Source organism: Plantactinospora sp. WMMB782 (assembly GCF_049179135.1).
GTDB lineage: Bacteria > Actinomycetota > Actinomycetes > Mycobacteriales > Micromonosporaceae > Plantactinospora.
Genome location: NZ_JBMHMC010000007.1, coordinates 3,122,921 through 3,142,290 on the forward strand (window position 1 = coordinate 3,122,921; position 19,370 = coordinate 3,142,290).

Genomic DNA, 19,370 nt, shown 5'->3' on the forward strand with positions numbered 1-19,370 from the left:
GCCGAATTCGCGACACGGACATAACGCCTAGCAGGACTTGCCGGACGCTCTCGTTTACGGTAGCCGGATGGCGAAGGGGAGCGCCCGGGGCGCGGGCGTGATGTCCGCCCTGGCCATCGCGCTGGTCGCGGTGATCGTGCTCGCCGCGACGAACGTCTGGAATCCCTTCCCCGGAGTCTGGGACTGGGTCAACCGGGACGAGCCGATCTCCGAGCCGGACGTCGTCTGGCAGCAGCGGATCGGCGGTACCCCGCAGAGCGTCACCATCGCCGGCAACACGGTGGTGATCCGCTACCGCACCCGGGTCGAGTCCCGCAGCCTCACCACCGGCCTGCGGCTGTGGGAGCGCAAGGCCGACTGGGCCGCCGTCGCGGGCGGCGACCGGGACCCGGTGGTCGCCGTCGGCAAGCTGCTGAGCAAGGGCTACGAGCTGCTCGACCCGGAGACCGGAGCGGTACGCCGCAAGGACGGCACGGCGGTCGGCGTCTGGACGTACCGCAACGCGGTGGTCGACGTGCGCTGCCGGGAGCCCCGGGACTGCACCCTGAACGCCTGGGACCCCAGGGGCAGCAATCCGATCTGGACGACCTTCCTGCCCGGGGTGGAGACCGGGCCGCTGGCGGGCAACCCCGACACGCTCGGCACCCGGCGGTTGACCACCCGGCAGGTGCACGAGCACGCCGGCGGGCCGGTGGAGATGCCGCCGCTGATCGGGCTCTCCGTCGACGGCCGGGTGCACATCGTGGACACCGCCACCGGCCGGGTGATGCAGGACGTGGAGCCGGGCCAGCAGGACCGGATCGTGGTGGTCGGCGGCCGGATGCTGCGGATCGAGGCGCGCGCCGCCGACGGCACCTGCTACTTCACGGTGGTGGCCCGGGACCCGGCGACCGGGCAGGAGGTGTGGCGCCGGGACGGGCTCAACCTGCGTACCGCCGACGGTGCCGGGTGCGCGCAGCGGGAGGATCCGCAGGGCGGGGAGAACGTCTTCGTCGGCGTCGGGCCGGACGCCCGGGAGACGGTGGTGGACGCGTACGACGGGCGGGTGCTCTGGACCGGCCCGAAAGGCGAGAAGCTGCTCGCCGTCGACGACAGGTACGCGCTGTCCCGCTCCGCCGACCAGCGCTCGGTGATCGGCAGCGAACTTGCCATCGACCGGGCCCGGTGGACCCGGCCGGTCAACCCGGAGGGCGGCGCGGCGCTGGCCCGCAACGCCGCCGTACTCGTCGACCGCCGACCGGACCGGATCATCGCGCTCGACCCGCGCAGCGGCCGGGAACTGGTGAACGTCCGCTCGTCGGCCGAGGTGCTCGCCGTCGGCCCGGCCGGGATGGTGATCGGCGACGGGCGGGACATCGGGTACCTCCAGTTCGTCGGGGTCTCCACCGGTGTCCCGGCGCCGACCGCCGGGCCGGGCGGCCAGGAACCGGGGTCCGGCACCGAGTGCGGCGGCCCGAAGCAGCCGGAGTGTCCACCGGAGAACGGCAAGGACGGCTGACCGGCGCCCTCCCCGGCTGTGGCGGCGTCGACCGGCGCCCTCGCCGGCTGTGCCGGCGTTGACCGGCGCCCTCGCCGGCTGTGGCGGCGTCGACCGGCGTCGTCGCCGAGCTGGGCCGGTGCGGCCGGGCGGGCCGGGTGAGAGCGGCATCGCAGGGTGGACCGGCGGGTGGGCCGGGCCCGGCGGGCTGGCCTAGGCTTGCCGGCTATGAGCAGTGGCGCGCCGTTCTCGTACTCTCCCCTGTTGCCCGTGGGCGCCGACCAGACCGAATACCGCCTGGTCACCGACGAGGGCGTCGACGTCGTGCACGGGCCGGGCGGCCGTCGCTTCCTGACCGTGGAGCCCGGCGCGCTGACCGCGCTGACCGCCGAGGCGATGCACGACATCGCGCACTACCTGCGGCCGGCGCACCTCGCCCAGCTGCGCGCCATCATCGACGATCCGGCGGCGTCGCCGAACGACCGGTTCGTCGCGCTGGACCTGCTGCGCAACGCGAACATCGCCGCCGGTGGGGTGCTGCCGATGTGCCAGGACACCGGTACGGCGATCGTGCTCGGCAAGCGGGGCCGGCACGTACTCACCGACGGGGCCGACGACGAGGCGGTCTCCCGGGGCGTCTACCAGGCGTACACCCGGCTGAACCTGCGGTACTCCCAGCTCGCTCCGTTGACCACCTGGGAGGAGCGGAACACCGGCAGCAACCTGCCGGCCCAGGTGGAGGTCTACGCCGAGGACCCGGACGGGCACCCGGACGCGTACAAGTTTCTCTTCATGGCCAAGGGGGGCGGCTCGGCGAACAAGTCCTACCTCTACCAGGAGACGAAGGCGCTGCTCAATCCGAAGCGGATGATGCAGTTCCTGGAGGAGAAACTGCGGCTGATCGGCACCTCGGCCTGCCCGCCGTACCACCTGGCCGTGGTCATCGGCGGCACCTCAGCCGAGTACGCCCTGAAGACCGCCAAGCTCGCCTCCGCGAAATACCTCGACAACCTGCCCACCGCCGGCTCGATGCTGGCGCACGGCTTCCGGGACCTGGAGCTGGAGGCCGAGGTGCTGGAGCTGACCCGGCAGTTCGGCATCGGCGCGCAGTTCGGCGGGCGCTACTTCTGCCACGACGTACGCGTGGTCCGGCTGCCCCGGCACGGCGCCTCCTGCCCGGTCGCGATCGCCGTCTCCTGCTCCGCCGACCGGCAGGCGATGGGCAAGATCACCCCGTCCGGCGTCTGGCTGGAACGGCTGGAGACCGACCCGGCCCGGTTCCTGCCGGACGTCACCGACGCTCAGCTCGACGAGGGTGCCGAGGTGGTCCGGGTGGACCTCAACCGGCCGATGGACTCCATCCGGGCCGAACTGTCGAAGTACCCGGTGAAGACCCGGCTCTCCCTGACCGGCCCGCTGGTGGTCGCCCGGGACATCGCGCACGCCAAGATCGCCGAGCGGCTGGACGCGGGCGAGCCGATGCCCGGGTACCTGCGCGACCACGCCGTCTACTACGCCGGACCGGCGAAGACCCCCGAGGGGTACGCCTCCGGCTCGTTCGGCCCGACCACCGCCGGCCGGATGGACGCGTACGTGCAGAAGTTCCAGGCCGCCGGTGGCTCGTACGTGATGCTGGCCAAGGGCAACCGGTCCGACCAGGTGACCAACTCCTGCCAGCAGTACGGCGGCTTCTATCTCGGCTCCATCGGCGGCCCGGCGGCCCGGCTGGCGCAGGACTGCATCAAGCACGTCGAGGTGCTGGAATACCCGGAACTCGGCATGGAGGCGATCTGGAAGATCGAGGTGGTGGACTTCCCGGCCTTCATCGTGGTGGACGACAAGGGCAACGACTTCTTCGCCGAGGTGACCCGCCCGAGGAACCTGCTCCAGATCGGCGCCCGCTCCTGACCTCGCACGGCGCGCCGTCCACAGCCGGACGGCGCCGTCGGCACCCGGGCAGGGAGGGCCGCCCGTGACAAGCTCGGCGCCGTTGCTGCTGGAGCGTCTCCGTGCCGCCGGGATGCGCGATGTCGTCACGGTCGAGCCGGCGGCGGGTGGACTCGCGGCGCTCGCGGGCACAGCCACCCGCCGGGACGCGCCACCGGTGTTCGTCAAGGCGTTCGCCGAGGCCCCGGCCGACGACGTCTTCGTCGCCGAGGCCGAGGGGCTGGCCGCGCTGCGCGACCTCGGCGGCATGGCGACCCCCGAGGTGATCCTGGCGGACCGGGAACTGCTGGTGCTGTCGGTGCTGCGGCCGAGGCCGGCCAGCGGGACGTTCTGGGAGCGGTTCGCGCAGGCGCTCGCCCGGCTGCACACCAGCACCACCCAGCCGCGCTTCGGCTGGCACCGCGACAACTGGCTCGGCCGCCGCCGGCAGGTCAACACCTGGGACGACGACGGCTTCGCGTTCTTCGCGCGGCACCGGCTGCTCCGGTGGCTCGGGCAGCCCCGCGTCGACGCGGCACTCGACTCCGCCGACCGGGCGGCGCTGGAACGGCTCTGTCACCGGCTGCCCGAGCTGCTGCCGGACCGGCCGGCCTGCCTGACGCACGGCGACCTGTGGGCACAGAACGTGCTGGCCACCCCGGACGGGCAACCGGCAGTCATCGACCCGGCGGTGTCCTACATGTGGGCCGAGGTCGACCTCGCGCACCTCTGGACCACCGCGCCGCCGCCCGAGGCGCACCGGTTCTTCGAGGTCTACGCGGAGTTGACCGCCCTGGACGACGACTGGCGGTCCCGCATGCCCATCATCCAGCTGCGACAGCATCTCGCCGTACTCGCCCAGTTCGACGACGACTGGGGCGCGGCCGACCAGATCCGGGCCACCCTCGCTCCCTTCCGGACCCGGGCCTGAACTGACCCCTGGAGGGGAGGGCGTTCCCTCCTCGGTGGGAGGTGGCCGGAGTCCCGCGTTCCTACCGTGAGCGACGTGAACAGATCTGGACGGCTCGACGGTGGCACACCGCTACGCCGGGTGCGTACCCGGCATGACGCGGAACCGCGACCCCGGTGTGCCGGGTCGTGATGTCCCATGGACGGTTCCGGGTCGTCGCGGCGGTGTGGCAGATCGCGTACGCCCTGGTCCACGCGTGGTGGGCGGTCGGCGGTGGGCCGCGGTTCCTCGACGGTCGCGAATCCTACTTTTCCGGCGGGTGGCTTCCGGTGGTACTCGGCGTTGTCGCGGCGGCAGGATGCCTCTGCGCCGCAGTCACCGCCCGTCAGCAGGTGAACGGCACCGGCCGGTACGCGGTGGCGGTGCTCAACGCCGTCGCGGGCGCCGCCCTGTGCGTGTACTCGTTCCTGTTCCCGGTGCTCGTGGTGTCGCTGCTGTTCGAGGGTCCCCGGGCTGGCAGCGTCGCCAGTCTGCTGGCGACCGGCAGCGGCGCCGCCGGCGGCCTCCTCTGCCTCGTCGTCGCCGCCGGCGAGTGGAGGTCGGCCGCGCAGTTCTGTCAGTGGTGCGGGCGGGTGCACGGCAGGTCACCGGAGAGCCGGGCGGCGCAGGCACCCGGCTGGGCCTTCGCCGGCGCCTACCTCGCTGTCGCCGGGTTCGCGGCCCGGCTGAGCGTGTGGCTCGTGGACACGATCGCCGGGCGATGGCCGTCCGAGGCGAGCCGGGCCAACGGTCTCTCGTGGAGCGCGATGGTGGTGTTCATGGTGCTGATGGGCCTGGCCGGCACACTGCTGCCGCTGGCACTGGCACACCGCTGGGGCCGGCTCTGGCCGGCCTGGACGGGGCCGTTGCGCGGTCGGGCGGTGCCCCGGTGGCTGGTACTCGGCACCGGCCTGTTCATCGGGTCGAGCCTGACCGCCTACTTCGGCATCGCCGGGACGACCGCCTGGATCCGCGGTGACCTGGCCGGCCCGCCGCTGCGCCTGCTGCTGGAGATGGGCGGGTACACGTTGTGGGGCGTGGGGTTGTTGGTGGCCGCCGCGTCGTACTTCGCACTCACCCGGCCCCCGTGCCCGCAGCTGGTCGATGAGCGGAGCTGATCCTTCGGGTGGGGTCACTGAATCGAGGCAGATCGACGCAGGCGAACCGGGCACCCCGAGCCGAGCCGTCGCGCGACGGCGGCCATGCGTCCGGGCAGTCGTGGATGCCATGTTCGAGCGGGGCGCCGTTGTTGCTGGAGCGCCTCCGTGCGGCCGGGACGCGCGACGTCGTCACGGTGCAGCCGGCGGCGGGCGATCGGGCCAGGCGAGGTCGTCAACTGCCAGCCATGGTTGACCGACTGCCGTCGCCGGGGTCGATCCGGTGAACGCCACTACGTCGCGATGCAGGTGGGACTGGTCGGAATAGCCGCAATCGGCGGCGACCCGGGCTGGATGTTCACCCGCGACCAGGCGGTGGATGGCGTGGTCGAAGCGGATCAGCTTCGCGGCGCGTTTGGGCGCCGCGCCGATCTGCGAGTGGAACCGGCGCCACAAACGCCTGCGACTCCAGCCGACCTCGGCCGCCAGCCGATCGACCCGGGCTCGGCCACGACTGACGAGGATCCGCTTCCAGGCCCAGGACACCTCCGGATCGACGGATGATCTTGCGGAACGCGACCCAGCCTGCCACCTGTCGGCGAGCAACGCGTCGACCACCGTGAACCGTGCATGCCACGACGGGGCGTCGCGCAGCTGCTCACGCACCTGCGACGCCTGTCGCCCCCACACGTCGTCCAGGGTCACCACGGCAGCGTTCAGGTCGCCCGGCGGCATACCCAGGATGGCGTGACTAATGATCGGGGACAGGCGTACCTGCACGGCCTCGAAATTCTCGCCGCGCACCCAGAGCGCGTCCGATCCGAAGCCGAGCCCGGCGACGAGACTTCCCCGTTGTTGTCGCCCTGCGGCATCGTCCACGATGAGCGGACCGGAGCCGAACTCCAGGGCAAGCGTCACCGCCGGATGTGGGATCACCCGCTGACCGGCCGCGGTAACGCCGCGATCACGAAATCCGGCCATGCTGACCCCGGCCATCCGGCTCGGCCGGGCGGGGCGGGTCACCTTCCAGAGGGTGGCGTCGCCACGTCCGGGAACGGTGGAACGCATTACCGGATGCTACCCGGGTCGATCGTCCGGAACATTTGTTCAATCCAGCGGCGCCGCAAGGCGACGACAGTGGGTTCATGACGTCGTCGCCAGGCCCCGGCATTCCGCTCGACGAGGCTGACCCGCGTTCGTCCGACAAGCAGCCGCGCGAGGGTCGCGCGCGCCGCCGACGCCGCGTCATCGCCTCGACAACCCTGCTCACGGTCGTCGGACTGCTCCTGGCGAACACCGCAATGGTGAACTGGGAGACCGCCCCCGCCACCGGAGACCCGACCCTGCGTCTCGACGGCGGCGACATCCACGTCCGCCAGGACGGACCCCGTGACGCTCCGGCACTCGTGCTGATCCACGGGCTCGGTGCCTCGACCGAGTGGTGGAGTCCCATGGTCCCGACGCTGGCCAGGTCCTACCGGGTCATCCGAATCGACCTGCTCGGACATGGCCGGTCCGCCAAACCGGCTGGCGGCGGTTATACCGTCCCACAGCAAGGACGCCTCGTCGGGCAGGCACTGGAACAGCTCGGCATCGCACACGCCACAGTGATCGGCCACTCCACCGGCGGCTACGTCGCCACCGCGCTCGCCGAGCATCGCAGCGATCTGGTCGGCGCACTCGTGCTCGTCAACACCGGACCTCGGCTGGACGCCTTCATCTCGGACGGACCGGTGGGTCAGCTCATCTTCGTCCCCGTGCTGGGTCAACTGCTGTGGCGGCTTCGGACCGACGGGATTCTGCGCCGAGGCTTGAGCAGCGCGTTCGCGCCAGGCTTCGACGTCCCGCAGCAGCTCGTCGACGACACGCGAAGCCTGACCTACCACGCGCTCACGGCAACCTCGCGGGCGTCCGACGACTATCTGAGCGAGCGACCACTTCCGGATCGGCTCACGAGCCTCGGCAAACCACTGCTGGTCATCTTCGGCGAGCTCGACCAGAGGTGGCGCTCCTCGTCAGCGGCGTCGTACCACGCCGTCACGGGCGCGAAAGTCGAGGTCATGTCCGGTGTCGGCCACTCACCAATGGTCGAGGATCCTTCGCGTACGACCGGGCTTCTCCTCAGCTTCACCAAGGCCGTGACAGGCGGACGGTGAAGCACCCGACATCGCAAGTTCTTATGCGGCTCCGTGCACCCTGGCGACCCGCCAACTGAACTCGCACGCCCCAGCGACGATCTACCCCGTGATGTCCGAGATCATCATCCGTCGCAGGCTGTTGGGGGCGGCTCGCGGGTTCGTGCGGGTCACTCAGTCGAGGCAGAACTCGTTGCCCTCGACGTCCCGCATCACGATGCACGACTCGTTGTCGCCGTCGGCGGCGAGTAGCCGCTCGCGTACCGCGCCGAGCGCGACCAGTCGGGCGCACTCGGCTTCGAGGACGGCCAGGCGTTCCTCGCCCACCAGCCCGACGCCGACCCGTACGTCGAGATGCACCCGGTTCTTGACGACCTTGCCCTCGGGGACGCGCTGGAAGTACAGCCGCGGGCCGACACCCGATGGATCGACGCAGGCGAGCCAGGCACCCTGCTGCTCGGCCGGCAGCGTGCGTTCGTAGTCGCCCCAACTGGCGTGCCCCTGCGGTGGTGGCGGTACGACGTACCCGAGCACCTCGCACCAGAAGCGGGCGACGCGCTCGGGTTCCGCGCAGTCGAAGGTGACCTGAACCTGCCTTACCGATGCCATGGGTCCACGATAGGGGTGGGGTCCTGCGTCGTCTGCACGGGCCCGTCCAGCGAAAACGCCCGCGGCCGTGACCGGGACAACCGCCGTCGGCCGGACCCCGCACCCTCCCGGCCGCCGGTCAGGGTTCCAGGAAGCCCTCGTCCCGCAGCCACACCTCGCACGCGTCGGTCCAGGTCGCCGTGTGAGCGTTGTGAGCGATGAAGACATGGCTCTGGCCGCCGTACTCGATCCCGTCGGCGAGACCTATTCCGTGTCCACCGCGCGGGTAGATGTGGAGTTCGACCGGCACCTCGGCCCGGGCGAGAACGCGTGCCCATTCCAGCGCGTTGGGAAGGCCCGGCGGATCCTGGGCGGCCGCCCAGACGAACGTCGGGCACACCGTCGAGTCCACGTGCTTGGCGGGCGACAGTTCGTCCTTGAGGAAGGAGAGGTCGCCCAGCAGTCCCTCGACCACCTGTGGAGGCAGCAGATCCAGGTCGGCCAGGGCGTACGCCAGGATCGCGAAGTCTGGACGCGGTGGGTCGGCGACGTCGTTCTCTATCGACAGGACCGTACCGGTCATCAGCAGGCCCGCCAGTTGCCCGCCAGCGCTGGAACCGATGACGCCGACGCTGCCGACGTCGAGTCCGTGGGCTCCGTTCCTGATGTGGTCCAGCCCGGCCCGGGCGTCCTGCAACGGTGCGGGAAACCGGTGGGGTAGCAGCCGATATTCGAGTACGAAAGCGTGTAGCCCGATACTGGAGAGCCAGCGGGCGTAGCCTTCACCCTCGTGCGGTGGAAGTTCCCGGAAACGGCCGCCGGGGAGGACCAGTACGGCCGGCCGGGGACCGGTGAAACGATCGTCGGCCGGGTAAACCGTCATGCGTTCCGAAATTGTTGCCTGCGTTGCCAAGATGGCAGTGCCACCTCTCGCTCCCACGCCTCCATGCCTGACGATCCGTCCGCCACCGGCACGCGACGCTTCAGGAAGGCTAGCCATCGATCCGGGCGCCGCAATATGACCCGGGTCACCGCAGACCATCATGATCAAGTACGCCGTCATTGTCGGCGTTGGCCGCCGGGCGACGTTGACCGGCGGACGACGCTGGTGCGCTGTTCAGCCCGCGCGCTGCTGCGCCGGTGCGCTGTCGATGCGGCGCGCTGGTGGGCTGATCAGCCGATGCGGGACAAGGCGCTGGTGCGAACCAGCACCTGCCGTTCGGGTCCGGCACTGCCGTCCCCACGCAGCTCCACGCCGCGCAGCGACAGCCACTCGAGCCCCGGATACCGGCCAAGGTCCACGCCGACCCCGGTGACCCGGAGCACGAGCGGGCCGGTTCCGTAGCAGTAGTCGGATTCATCGAACTGCAACACGTCCCCGGCGGCCGGCACCGGCCGGGACCGCTCGGGTCTTGCAGAGGCGTCCATGCTGGCGTCTCCTCAGGTGTGGATGGCGGCGAAACCGCTGCTCCGACACGGTGCGTCCGTCGCCCCCACGGGCCGGCGGACGCACCGCCCCCGTCGATGTGTCTCACCTGTTGTCGTGCGTCCCACCGCACAGTTTGCGGGGTGGCACTCTCGTTCCACTGCCAGCCCGCTCTCAACTCGATTCTGCTGCGCGTGATTGACGGGTTACTCTGCTGCCGGATGCGACCTCGGTCAGGAGCTGGCATGCGGTTCGGGATCCTTGGGCCGCTCCAGGTGAGCGGTGGCGAGACGACGGTGACCGCCGGTCGGGACAGAGTCGTCCTGGCGGTGCTACTTCTGCATGCCCCTCAGGTGGTGCCCGTCGACGAACTCGTCGACGCGGTGTGGGACGCCGATCCGCCGGTCACCGCGCGGGGGCAGTTGCAGACCTGCGTCTCCCGGCTGCGCCGGCTGCTCGCCGCCGCCGGGGTGCCCGGCGAGACGATCGTGACCGGGCCGGCCGGCTACCGGATCGCGCTCGGGCCGGACGACCTGGACGCGCACGTCTTCGAGCGGCTGGTCGCCGGGGCGCGCACCGCCGCCGCCGAGCAGAACTGGCCGGAGGCCCGCGAAGGTTACCGGGCCGCCCTGGCGCTCTGGCGCGGCCCGGCGCTGGCCGGGATCACCGGTACGGCGGTCCGTCGGGGTGCCGCCTCGCTGGACGAGCAGCGGATGCTGGCGATGGAGGACGGCTTCGAGATCGAGCTGCGGCTCGGCGGGCGCGGTGGCGACCTGATCGCCGAGCTGACCGACCTGGTGGAGCGGCATCCGCTGCGCGAGCGGCTCCGCGGCCAACTGATGCTCGCGCTCGCGGACATCGGCCGCCGGGCCGAGGCACTCGCGGTGTTCCGGACCGGCCGGGAGATCCTCTCCGGCGAGCTGGGCATCGAGCCGGGGCCGGCGCTGCGGGAGATCCATCGACGGGTACTCGCCGGTGAGGTCGGGCCGGCCGACGAGGAGCCCTCGCCCCGGTCGCCGGTCCGGGCGCTGCCCCGGGCGATCGAGGACTTCACCGGCCGGCACGAGACCATCGCCCGGCTGCGCAAGGAGATCGACGAGGCCGGGCCGAACTACTCGGCCGTCTACGTCATCGACGGCATGCCGGGCAGCGGCAAGACGGCGCTGGCCGTACACCTGGCGACGGCGCTCGGTGCCGCGTACCCGGACGCGCACCTCTTCGTCGACCTGCACGGACACAGCCTGAACAGCCCGCTGCCGACAGGTGCGGCGGTCGGCACGCTGCTGCGCCAGCTCGGCGTACCGGGGGAGCGGATCCCGGCCGACCTGGACGACCGGCTGGCCCTGTGGCGCACCGAGTTGGCCAGCCGGCGGGTGCTGCTGGTGCTCGACAACGCGGCGAGTACCGCCCAGGTCAGCCCGCTGCTGCCGGCCGCGCCCGGCTGCCTGACCGTGGTCACCAGCCGGCGCCGGCTGGTCGGCCTGGACGGGGTACGCGCGCAGTCGCTGACCGTGCTGGAACCGGCCGAGGCGGTCGACCTGCTGGCCCGGATCGTCGGGCCGGACCGGGTCCGGACCGAGCCGGCGGCGGCCGAGGAGGTGGTCCGGCGCTGCGGCTACCTGCCGCTGGCGATCCGGCTCGCCGGTGCCCGGCTGGCCCACCGGGCGCGCTGGCGGGTCGCCGACCTCGCCCAGCGACTCGGCGACGCCGACCGGCCGGTACTCGCCGAGTTCGCCGTCGAGCACCGCACCCTGGCCGACGCCTTCGCGCTGTCGTACGCCCAGTTGCCGCAACCGGTGCAGCGGACGTTCCGGCTGCTCGGGATACATCCCGGGGTGCAGTTCGACCACTTCGCCGCTGCCGCGCTGACCGAGCTGCCGCTCGGGGTGGTCCGGGAACACCTCGACGAACTTGTCGACGCGCACCTGGTCGACGAGCTGGACGCCGAGCGGTTCCGGCTGCACGACCTGATCCGGGAGTACGCGAACGAACTGGTCACCGTGGTCGGCGGCGAGCCGGAGCGGCGGCAGGCGTTGCAGGGGCTGCTCGACTACTACCTGCACACCGCCGCCTCGGTGAGCCAGGTCCTCGAACCGACCGGAAACCTGCGGATGGCCGTACCCGGGCAGCCGGCCCGCCCCGACCTGGTCGTCGCCGCCGCCCGGGAGGGTCGGGACTGGTTGGAGGCGGAGCGGCGCAACCTGGTCGCGCTGGTCCACCTCGCGGTCCAGCAGGGCCAGCACCGGTACGCCTGGCAGCTCGCCCGGGCGAACTGGCGGCAGCTCTTCCTCGGCGGCCACCTGGACGAGCTGATCCAGACGCACACCGACGGGCTGCGGGCGGCCGAGGCGCTCGGCGACGACGCCGGAATCGCGATCATGCACAACTACCTCACCTCGGCGTACTTCCGGCTCGGCGAGTACCAGCGTTCGGTGGAGTCGCTGCGGGTGGTGATCGCCATCTGGGAGCGGCTCGGCGACACCGCCGGCCGGTCGGTGGCGACGGTGAACCTCGGCCTGCCGCTGATGATGCTCGGCCGGACCGGTGAGGCTGTGCACTACCTCGAACTCGGGCTGGCGCTGGCCCGGCAGACCCCGGGCTGGCACGCGATGCCGAACGCGCTCACCAACCTGGGCAGCGTCTACCTCTTCGTCGGCCGCTACCCGGACGCGCTGCGGGTGCTGCGGAACCGGCTCTTCATGGCCCGCCAGATCGGCAAGATCGCCCTGGTGGCGGACACTCTCGGCACCATCGGCGGGGTCTACGGGCGGCTGGGCCAACGCGACCGGGCACTGCGCTACATGTCCGTGGCGCTGCGCATCCAGCAGGCCCGGGGCAACCAGTTCGCCGTCGCGGACCTGCTCAACGAGCTCGGCAGCATCGAGCGGCAGCGCGGCCGGCCCGAGGCGGCGGCGCAGCGGCACCGGGAGGCGCTGGCCGCGATGCGGGATGCCGGTGACCGGGCCGGCGAGTGCGCGGCCGGCAACCTCCTCGGGCGGGCGATGCTCGAACTCGGCGACACCGCCGCCGCGCTGGAGCTGCACCGGCAGGCCCTGCTCGGCGCCACGAAGATCCAGATGCCGTACGAGCAGGCCCGCGCGCTGGACGGGCTGGCCCGCTGCCTGCGGGACACCGACCCGGCCGCCGCCCGCTCGTACTGGACCCGCGCGCTGGCCCTGCTGATCTCGGTCAACTCCCCGGACCAGCACGAGGTCCGGCGGGCCCTACAGGACCTGGGCTGAGTCCCCGGCACCCGCCCCCCCGCGCCGGCCGGGGTGATGGCGATCATCTGCGGGGCGGCCGGGTGCGGGGCAGGATGGAGGACGTGACCACACCAGAGGCGGCCGGCTACCGGATCGAACGCGACACGATGGGCGAGGTGGAGGTGCCCGTCGACGCGCTGTGGCGGGCCCAGACGCAGCGGGCGGTGCAGAACTTCCCGATCTCCGGACGCGGGCTCGAACCGGCGCACATCCGGGCGCTGGCCCAGATCAAGGGTGCCGCGGCGATGGTGAACGCCGAACTGGGGGTGATCGACGAGCAGGTGGCCCGGGCGATCGCCACGGCGGCGGCGCACGTCGCCGACGGCGGCTACGACGACCAGTTCCCGATCGACGTCTTCCAGACCGGCTCCGGCACCTCCTCGAACATGAACGCCAACGAGGTGATCGCCACCCTGGCCGCCCGGGAGCTGGGCCGCGAGGTGCACCCGAACGACGACGTGAACGCCGCCCAGTCCAGCAACGACGTCTTCCCGTCCTCGATCCACCTGGCCGCCACCCACGCGGTCGTGCACGACCTGCTGCCGGCGCTGCGGCACCTGGAGTTCGCGCTCGAGTCCAAGGTGGACGAGTTCGCCGAGGTGGTGAAGGCGGGGCGTACCCACCTGATGGACGCCACCCCGGTGACGATGGGCCAGGAGTTCTCCGGGTACGCCACCCAGCTCCAGTACGGCATCGAGCGGTTGGAGAGCTGCCTGCCCCGGCTCGCCGAACTGCCGCTCGGCGGCACCGCCGTCGGCACCGGGATCAACACCCCGGCCGGCTTCGCCCCGAAGGTGATCGAGAAGCTGCGCGAGATGACCGGGCTGCCGCTGGCCGAGGCGCGCAACCACTTCGAGGCGCAGGGCGCCCGGGACGGCCTGGTCGAGGTCTCCGGTCAGCTCCGCACCGTCGCGGTCGGCCTCTACAAGATCGCGAACGATATCCGCTGGATGGGTTCCGGCCCCCGGGCCGGGCTCCGCGAACTCCAGATCCCGGACCTGCAACCCGGCTCGTCGATCATGCCGGGCAAGGTGAACCCGGTGGTCTGCGAGGCGGTCCGACAGGTCTGCGCCCAGGTGATCGGCAACGACGCCACCGTCGGCTTCGCCGGCTCGCAGGGCGACTTCGAACTGAACGTGATGCTGCCGGTGCTGGCCCGCAACGTACTGGAGTCGATCCGGCTGCTCGCCAACGCCAGCCGGCTCTTCGCCGACCGCTGCGTGGTCGGGCTGGTCGCGAACGTCGACGTGGCCCTGGCGTACGCCGAGGGGTCGCCGTCGGTCGTCACCCCGCTCAACCGCTACCTCGGCTACGACGAGGCGGCCTCGATCGCCAAGGAGGCGCTGGCCAAGGAGCTGTCGATCCGCGAGGTGGTGCTCGCCCGGGGCCACGTCGAGGCGGGCCGGCTCACCGCCGAGCAGCTCGACCAGGCCCTCGACGTACTCCGGATGACCCACCCCTGACACCCTCGCACCTACCCTTTACGGGTGGACATCCGCACGGTGGTCTTCGATGCCGACGAGACCCTTGTCGACCTGCGGCCGGCGGTCACCGCCGGGTTGGTCGCCGTACTGGCCGAGATGCGGCGGCTCGCCCCGGCCGCGCAGGACGTCACGCTGGCCGAGATCGAGGGGGACTGGGACGCCGTCTTCGCCGAGCACGCCGCCGCACCGGTCACCGAGATACGCCGGGCGGCGCTGAGCCGGTCGCTTGCCCGGGTCGGGCTGACCGCCGAGCTGGACCCGATCGCCGAGCTGTTCTTCGCCCGGCGCTTCGCGCTGACCCGGCCCTTCCCGGACACCCTGCCGGTGCTCGGCCGGCTGAGCCGGGCGTACACCCTCGGGTTCGCCACGAACGGCAACAGCCGGGTGGACCGGTGCGGGCTGGCCGGTGCCGGGTTCGCCTTCGAGGTCTATGCGCACCTGGACGGCGTACCGAAGAAGCCCTCCCCGGCGTTCTACGCGGCGGTGCTGGCGGCGGCCGGGACGCCACCCGCGTCGGTGGTGCACGTCGGCGACTCCCCGGCCAAGGACGTCGCGGCGGCCCAGGCGGCCGGCCTGCGTGCGGTCTGGCTGAACCGCGCCGGCCTGCCCCGCCCGCCCAACCTGCGCCCCGACGCCGAGATCCACTCCCTGGCGGACCTACCCGCCGTGCTGCACACCTGGCGCCGGGCGCCGTAGGGCGCGGTGCGAGCTCGTGCTCGATCCGGGAAAGAGTGGCCTCCGGCGCGGACGAGGCCACTCTTTCCCGGAAGTAGCGTGATCTTCCCGCTCGGGAGAGCGGGTCCGGGTCAGGCGAGGGCGGCGGCGATCTCGGTGGCGGCGGTGCGGACCTGGGCGCCGGTCCTGGCCAGGTCGAGCGGGGCCAGGGCGACCACGCCGACGCTGGCCTCCAGGCCGGGCACGCCGAGCACGGGTGCGGCCACCCCGTAGGCGCCGGACTGAAGTTCGCCGCTGCTCGCGACCGGGTCGGCCCGGCCCTGCCGCCCGGCCAGGATCGCCCGCCCGGCCGCGCCCCGGCCGAGCGGATGCCGGGAGCCGGTCCGGTACGCGACGTGGAACGCCGTCCAGCTCGGCTCGACCACCGCCAGCGCAACCCCCTCGGCGCCGTCGACCACGGTCAGGTGCGCGGTCGCCCCGGTCTGCTCGGCCAGCCGGCGCAGCGCCGGCAGTGCACCGTCGGCGATCAGCGGTTGCGCCCGGCGGGCCAGGTGCAGCAGGCCCGCACCGAGTCGCAGCCGGTTGGCCTCGTCCCGGCGGACCAGCCCGTGTTCGGTGAGCGCGCCGAGCAGCCGGTAGACCACCGCCCGGCCGACGCCCAACCGGGCGGCCGCCTCGGTCACGGTCAGCCCGCCGGGCGCCTCCGCGACCAGGTGCAGCAGCCGAAGTCCCCGGTCCAGGGTCTGCGCCGTCTCGCCGGCCCGGCCGGCGGGCTCCGCCGCCCGGCCGGCCGCCGCACCGCCCGCCACCCTCACCACACCACGCAGCGTACGGCCGGTCCCGGTCGACGTGGCAGACGGCCACGGCCCGAGGCGTCCCGGCGGCGGTCGCGCGGTGAGCCCCGGCAGACATCGGCCGGTACCCTTGTACGGTGACGCTACGCCTCTACGACACCGCCACCCGATCGGTGCGGGACTTCGTCCCCCTGCACGCCGGCAGGGCGGGGATCTACCTGTGTGGCCTCACCGTCCAGTCTCCGCCGCACATCGGCCACCTGCGGGGCGGGGTCAACTACGACGTGCTGCGGCGCTGGCTGCTGCGCAGCGGCTTCGAGGTGACCTTCATCCGCAACATCACCGACGTGGACGACAAGATCCTGGTCAAGGCGGTCGAGCAGGGTCGCCCGTTCTGGTCGATCGCCTACGTCAACGAGGTGCTGCTCGGTGCGGCGTACCGCAGCCTCAACGTGCTGCCGCCGACCTACGAGCCGAGGGCGACCGGGCACGTCCCGGAGATGCACGAGCTGATCACCAAGCTGCTCGAAGCCGGGCACGCGTACGTCGCCGACGACGACTCCGGTGACGTCTGGTTCGACGTCCGGTCCTACCCCGACTACGGCGACCTGTCCGGTCAGCGGCCGGAGGCGACGCAGACGCAGATCGCCGACGAGGCGGCCGAACGGGGCAAGCGGGACGCCAACGACTTCGCGCTCTGGAAGGGTGTCAAGCCGGGCGAGCCGGCCGACGCCGCCTGGCCGTCGCCGTGGGGGGCGGGCCGCCCCGGCTGGCACATCGAGTGCTCGGCGATGTGCTGGCGCTATCTCGGCGCCGAGTTCGACATCCACGGTGGCGGGCTCGACCTGACCTTCCCGCACCACGAGAACGAGCAGGCCCAGTCCCGGGCCGCCGGGCTGCCCTTCGTCCGGTACTGGGTGCACCACGGGCTGCTCAACCTCGGCGAGGCCAAGATGAGCAAGTCGCTGGGGAACGTCGTCGACCTGGACCACGTCTCCTCGATCGGGGTCCGCCCGGTCGAGCTGCGCTACTACCTGGTCGCCCCGCACTACCGGTCCCGGATCGACTACTCGGACGAGTCGTTGCGCGAGTCGGCGGTGGCGTACCGCCGGGTCGAGGGCTTCGTCCGCCGGGCTGCGGAACGGGTCGGTGCGGGCACACTCGGCGAACTGCCGGCCGAGTTCGGTGCCGCCCTGGACGACGACCTCAACACCTCGGCCGCGGTCGCGGTGCTGCACGACTCGGTCCGGGACGGCCAGATCGCGCTCGCCGGCGGGGACGACGCCGGGACCGGGGCGGCGCTGGCCGCGGTGCGGGCGATGCTCGACGTGCTCGGCCTCGACCCCCTCGACACCGCCTGGAGCACGAACGGGCAGGATGGGGAGCTGCGGTCGGTGGTCGACTCGCTGGTGGCGCTGGCCCTGGAGCAGCGGGCACAGGCCCGGGGCCGAAGGGACTGGGCCGCCGCCGACTCGGTGCGCGACCAGCTCAAGCACGCGGGCGTGGTGGTCGAGGACACCCCGCACGGGCCGCGTTGGACGATCGGAGAACAGGACTGATGCCCGGAAACTCGGCCCGGAAGGGTCGTCGGGTCACCGCCAGGAAGGGCGCCACCACGGGCTCCGGAGGCAAGAACCGGGACGCGCTCAAGGGCCGGGGCAAGACCCTGCCGGCCGACGAGCGCCCCTGGCACAAGGCGTACTCCGGCACCGAGCAGGTGCCGCAGCGGACCGCGTGGAAACAGGCCAAGGAGCGCCGGGCCGCCGCCGAGGAGGGCCGGGCGCCGAAGGTCGGCGTACCGGGGACCAAGGACACCACCTGGGGTGCCGGCGGTGCCGGCACGAAGAAGGGTGGCCGCAGGTCGTCGGTGAGCGCCGGTCGAGGTGCGGCGAGCGCCGGTCGGGGCGCCGGGCGTACCGGTGGCAAGCCGGCGCCGCGCCCGGGGGGTCCCCGGGTCGCGCCGGGCCGCCGTTCGGCTCCCGGGCGGGAGGCGGCCGAGCTGCTGGTCGGGCGCAACCCGGTGGTGGAGGCGCTCCGTGCGCAGGTGCCGGCGACCGCGCTCTACGTGGCGCAGGGCATCGACATCGACGACCGGGTGAACGAGGCGGTCCGGACCGCCGCCGACCGGGGCATCGCGATCATGGAGGTCAGCCGGGCCGAGCTGGACCGGATGACCGGCGGGGTGCTGCACCAGGGCATCGGCGTGCAGGTGCCGCCCTTCGCCTACGAGCCGTTCGAGGACCTGCTGGCGATGGCGCTCGAACAGCCGTCGCCGCTGCTTGTCGCGCTCGACGGGGTCACCGACCCGCGCAACCTCGGTGCGGTGATCCGTTCGGCGGCGGCCTTCGGCGCGCAGGGTGTCTTCGTACCCGAGCGGCGGGCCGCAGGCATCACCGCGACCGCCTGGCGGACCAGTGCCGGCGCGGCGGCCCGGGTACCGGTCAGCCAGGTGACGAACCTGACCCGGGCGATCAAGCTGGCTCAGCAGGAAGGGTTCGTCGTTGTCGGGCTGGACGCCGACGGCGAGACCGACCTGTACGACCTGGAGGTGGCGGTCGGCCCGCTGGTGGTGGTGGTCGGCTCGGAGGGACGCGGCCTGTCCCGGCTGGTCGGCACCACCTGTGACCTGCGGGTCAGCATTCCGATGGTCTCCGAGGTCGAGTCGCTCAACGCCAGCGTGGCGGCGGCGGTGGCGCTCGCCGAGGTCTCCCGGCGCCGCCTGGCGGCCTGACCCGGCGCCACCTGACCGGCTGACCGGCGCCTTTCCGCGCCCAGCATTGCGAGCGACCAGGTGGACCCTGGTGGTGGAGGGCAGCTGAGTGGCCGTCGTACTGCGGGCGGAGCGGACACCATCAGTCCCGGCCCTGCTGCTGCGGCCCTGGAACAGCGCGGACGCCGAGCCGCTGGTCGAGGCGTACCGTGATCCGACGTTGCGACGGTGGACGAGGCTTCCGGTGGAGAGTCCGGAGGACGCGCTGCGTTGGCTGGCGGTGCAGCGGGACGGCTGGGCGGACGGCAGTCGGCTCAGCTTCGCGGTCCTGTCGGAGCAGCCGGACGGCCCGGACCGGTTGCTGGGCAACGTGGTGGTGAAGACGTCCGGCAAGGTTGTCGGGTCGCGCGAGGTCGGCTACTGGACGGCGGCGTACGCCCGGGGCCGTGGGGTCGCTTCCCGGGCGCTCGACGTGCTCAGCGGCTGGGCGTTCGACAGTTTGGGCGTGGACCGGCTGGCGTTGCTGCACCAGGTTGACAATCCTGCGTCCTGCCGGGTCGCCGACAAGACCGGCTACCGGTACGCCCGGACGCTTCCGGCCCGGCCGCCCTTCCCCCGGGACGGGCACCTGCACCTGCGCATGGCCACCCCGCGCGGTAACCCTCGCCGCCGCCGTCCGTGCACCGGCGGCGGTGTGCCTGCCCCGTAACATGCAGGGCCGGGCAACCCGTCGCTCGGTGGAGGACTCGGTTCATGGCGGGTCAGGTCATGGCTGGCCCGGGCCACGTACTCCTCGGTGACCGGAGATGTCCATAGTGGACCTGCTGGCCGCCGTACTCGGCGCGG

General features: G+C 72.4%; 16 protein-coding genes. 11 read left to right on the forward strand and 5 right to left on the reverse strand.

Annotated features, from left to right (window positions below):
• Positions 1-67: 67 nt before the first annotated feature.
• From ACN28A_RS16340 to ACN28A_RS16355, 4 genes are all read left to right on the forward strand, one after another.
• Complete coding sequence (locus ACN28A_RS16340; protein ID WP_421396203.1) at positions 68-1,498, forward strand: PQQ-binding-like beta-propeller repeat protein; 1,431 nt, start codon at positions 68-70, stop codon at positions 1,496-1,498.
• A gap of 207 nt (positions 1,499-1,705) precedes the next feature.
• Positions 1,706-3,385: a fumarate hydratase gene (locus ACN28A_RS16345; protein WP_421396205.1), complete on the forward strand. Its 1,680-nt coding sequence runs from the start codon at positions 1,706-1,708 to the stop codon at positions 3,383-3,385.
• A 64-nt stretch (positions 3,386-3,449) separates the two neighbouring features.
• A complete protein-coding gene (locus tag ACN28A_RS16350) occupies positions 3,450-4,334 on the forward strand; it encodes a fructosamine kinase family protein (protein ID WP_421396206.1) in 885 nt (294 codons plus the stop codon).
• A gap of 170 nt (positions 4,335-4,504) precedes the next feature.
• Positions 4,505-5,470, forward strand: a complete 966-nt coding sequence (locus ACN28A_RS16355; RefSeq protein ID WP_421396208.1) for a hypothetical protein — start codon at positions 4,505-4,507, stop codon at positions 5,468-5,470.
• A gap of 171 nt (positions 5,471-5,641) precedes the next feature.
• On the opposite strand, the gene ACN28A_RS16360 is transcribed toward ACN28A_RS16355, so the two are convergent.
• Entirely contained in the window at positions 5,642-6,517 is an 876-nt protein-coding gene (locus ACN28A_RS16360) for a helix-turn-helix domain-containing protein (RefSeq protein ID WP_421396209.1), read from the reverse strand.
• A gap of 77 nt (positions 6,518-6,594) precedes the next feature.
• Between ACN28A_RS16360 and ACN28A_RS16365 the strand changes: the two genes are divergently transcribed.
• Positions 6,595-7,605, forward strand: coding sequence for an alpha/beta fold hydrolase (locus ACN28A_RS16365; protein ID WP_421396211.1), 1,011 nt, complete (start codon positions 6,595-6,597; stop codon positions 7,603-7,605).
• 153 nt (positions 7,606-7,758) lie between these two features.
• On the opposite strand, the gene ACN28A_RS16370 is transcribed toward ACN28A_RS16365, so the two are convergent.
• The 3 genes from ACN28A_RS16370 to ACN28A_RS16380 form a co-directional block, all read right to left on the reverse strand.
• The gene (locus ACN28A_RS16370) at positions 7,759-8,193 is read right to left on the reverse strand and encodes a VOC family protein (RefSeq protein ID WP_421396212.1); all 435 of its coding nucleotides are present in this window, start codon (positions 8,191-8,193) and stop codon (positions 7,759-7,761) included.
• Between the two features lie 118 nt (positions 8,194-8,311).
• Positions 8,312-9,055, reverse strand: coding sequence for an alpha/beta hydrolase (locus ACN28A_RS16375; RefSeq protein WP_421396214.1), 744 nt, complete (start codon positions 9,053-9,055; stop codon positions 8,312-8,314).
• 290 nt (positions 9,056-9,345) lie between these two features.
• The gene (locus ACN28A_RS16380; RefSeq protein ID WP_421396215.1) at positions 9,346-9,600 is read right to left on the reverse strand and encodes a hypothetical protein; all 255 of its coding nucleotides are present in this window, start codon (positions 9,598-9,600) and stop codon (positions 9,346-9,348) included.
• Between the two features lie 243 nt (positions 9,601-9,843).
• Between ACN28A_RS16380 and ACN28A_RS16385 the strand changes: the two genes are divergently transcribed.
• From ACN28A_RS16385 to ACN28A_RS16395, 3 genes are all read left to right on the forward strand, one after another.
• Positions 9,844-12,840, forward strand: coding sequence for a BTAD domain-containing putative transcriptional regulator (locus ACN28A_RS16385; protein WP_421396216.1), 2,997 nt, complete (start codon positions 9,844-9,846; stop codon positions 12,838-12,840).
• A gap of 83 nt (positions 12,841-12,923) precedes the next feature.
• Positions 12,924-14,324, forward strand: a complete 1,401-nt coding sequence (locus ACN28A_RS16390; protein ID WP_421396218.1) for a class II fumarate hydratase — start codon at positions 12,924-12,926, stop codon at positions 14,322-14,324.
• 24 nt (positions 14,325-14,348) lie between these two features.
• Positions 14,349-15,041, forward strand: a complete 693-nt coding sequence (locus tag ACN28A_RS16395) for an HAD family hydrolase (RefSeq protein WP_421396219.1) — start codon at positions 14,349-14,351, stop codon at positions 15,039-15,041.
• Between the two features lie 110 nt (positions 15,042-15,151).
• Here ACN28A_RS16395 and ACN28A_RS16400 read toward each other — a convergent pair whose 3' ends face one another.
• Complete coding sequence (locus tag ACN28A_RS16400; protein ID WP_421404440.1) at positions 15,152-15,835, reverse strand: IclR family transcriptional regulator; 684 nt, start codon at positions 15,833-15,835, stop codon at positions 15,152-15,154.
• A gap of 116 nt (positions 15,836-15,951) precedes the next feature.
• On the opposite strand from ACN28A_RS16400, the gene cysS reads away from it, so the two are divergent.
• The 3 genes from cysS (at position 15,952) to ACN28A_RS16415 (ending at position 19,233) form a co-directional block, all read left to right on the forward strand.
• Positions 15,952-17,373 (forward strand): cysteine--tRNA ligase, encoded by a 1,422-nt coding sequence (gene cysS / locus ACN28A_RS16405; protein ID WP_421396220.1) that lies wholly within the window; start codon positions 15,952-15,954, stop codon positions 17,371-17,373.
• Complete coding sequence (gene rlmB, locus ACN28A_RS16410) at positions 17,373-18,545, forward strand: 23S rRNA (guanosine(2251)-2'-O)-methyltransferase RlmB (protein ID WP_421396222.1); 1,173 nt, start codon at positions 17,373-17,375, stop codon at positions 18,543-18,545. The genes cysS and rlmB overlap by 1 nt, the downstream gene beginning before the upstream one ends.
• An 88-nt stretch (positions 18,546-18,633) precedes the next feature.
• Positions 18,634-19,233, forward strand: coding sequence for a GNAT family N-acetyltransferase (locus ACN28A_RS16415; RefSeq protein ID WP_421396224.1), 600 nt, complete (start codon positions 18,634-18,636; stop codon positions 19,231-19,233).
• Positions 19,234-19,370: the final 137 nt, after the last annotated feature.

What these genes read in the sequence shown, in the direction of transcription:
- ACN28A_RS16340 (WP_421396203.1), top strand. Translation starts at nt 68, where the DNA reads ATGGCGAAGGGGAGCGCCCGGGGCGCGGGCGTGATGTCCGCCCTGGCC.
- ACN28A_RS16345 (WP_421396205.1), top strand. Translation starts at nt 1,706, where the DNA reads ATGAGCAGTGGCGCGCCGTTCTCGTACTCTCCCCTGTTGCCCGTGGGC.
- ACN28A_RS16355 (WP_421396208.1), top strand. Translation starts at nt 4,505, where the DNA reads ATGTCCCATGGACGGTTCCGGGTCGTCGCGGCGGTGTGGCAGATCGCG.
- ACN28A_RS16360 (WP_421396209.1), bottom strand. Translation starts at nt 6,517, where the DNA reads ATGCGTTCCACCGTTCCCGGACGTGGCGACGCCACCCTCTGGAAGGTG.
- ACN28A_RS16365 (WP_421396211.1), top strand. Translation starts at nt 6,595, where the DNA reads ATGACGTCGTCGCCAGGCCCCGGCATTCCGCTCGACGAGGCTGACCCG.
- ACN28A_RS16370 (WP_421396212.1), bottom strand. Translation starts at nt 8,193, where the DNA reads ATGGCATCGGTAAGGCAGGTTCAGGTCACCTTCGACTGCGCGGAACCC.
- ACN28A_RS16375 (WP_421396214.1), bottom strand. Translation starts at nt 9,055, where the DNA reads ATGACGGTTTACCCGGCCGACGATCGTTTCACCGGTCCCCGGCCGGCC.
- ACN28A_RS16380 (WP_421396215.1), bottom strand. Translation starts at nt 9,600, where the DNA reads ATGGACGCCTCTGCAAGACCCGAGCGGTCCCGGCCGGTGCCGGCCGCC.
- ACN28A_RS16385 (WP_421396216.1), top strand. Translation starts at nt 9,844, where the DNA reads ATGCGGTTCGGGATCCTTGGGCCGCTCCAGGTGAGCGGTGGCGAGACG.
- rlmB (WP_421396222.1), top strand. Translation starts at nt 17,373, where the DNA reads ATGCCCGGAAACTCGGCCCGGAAGGGTCGTCGGGTCACCGCCAGGAAG.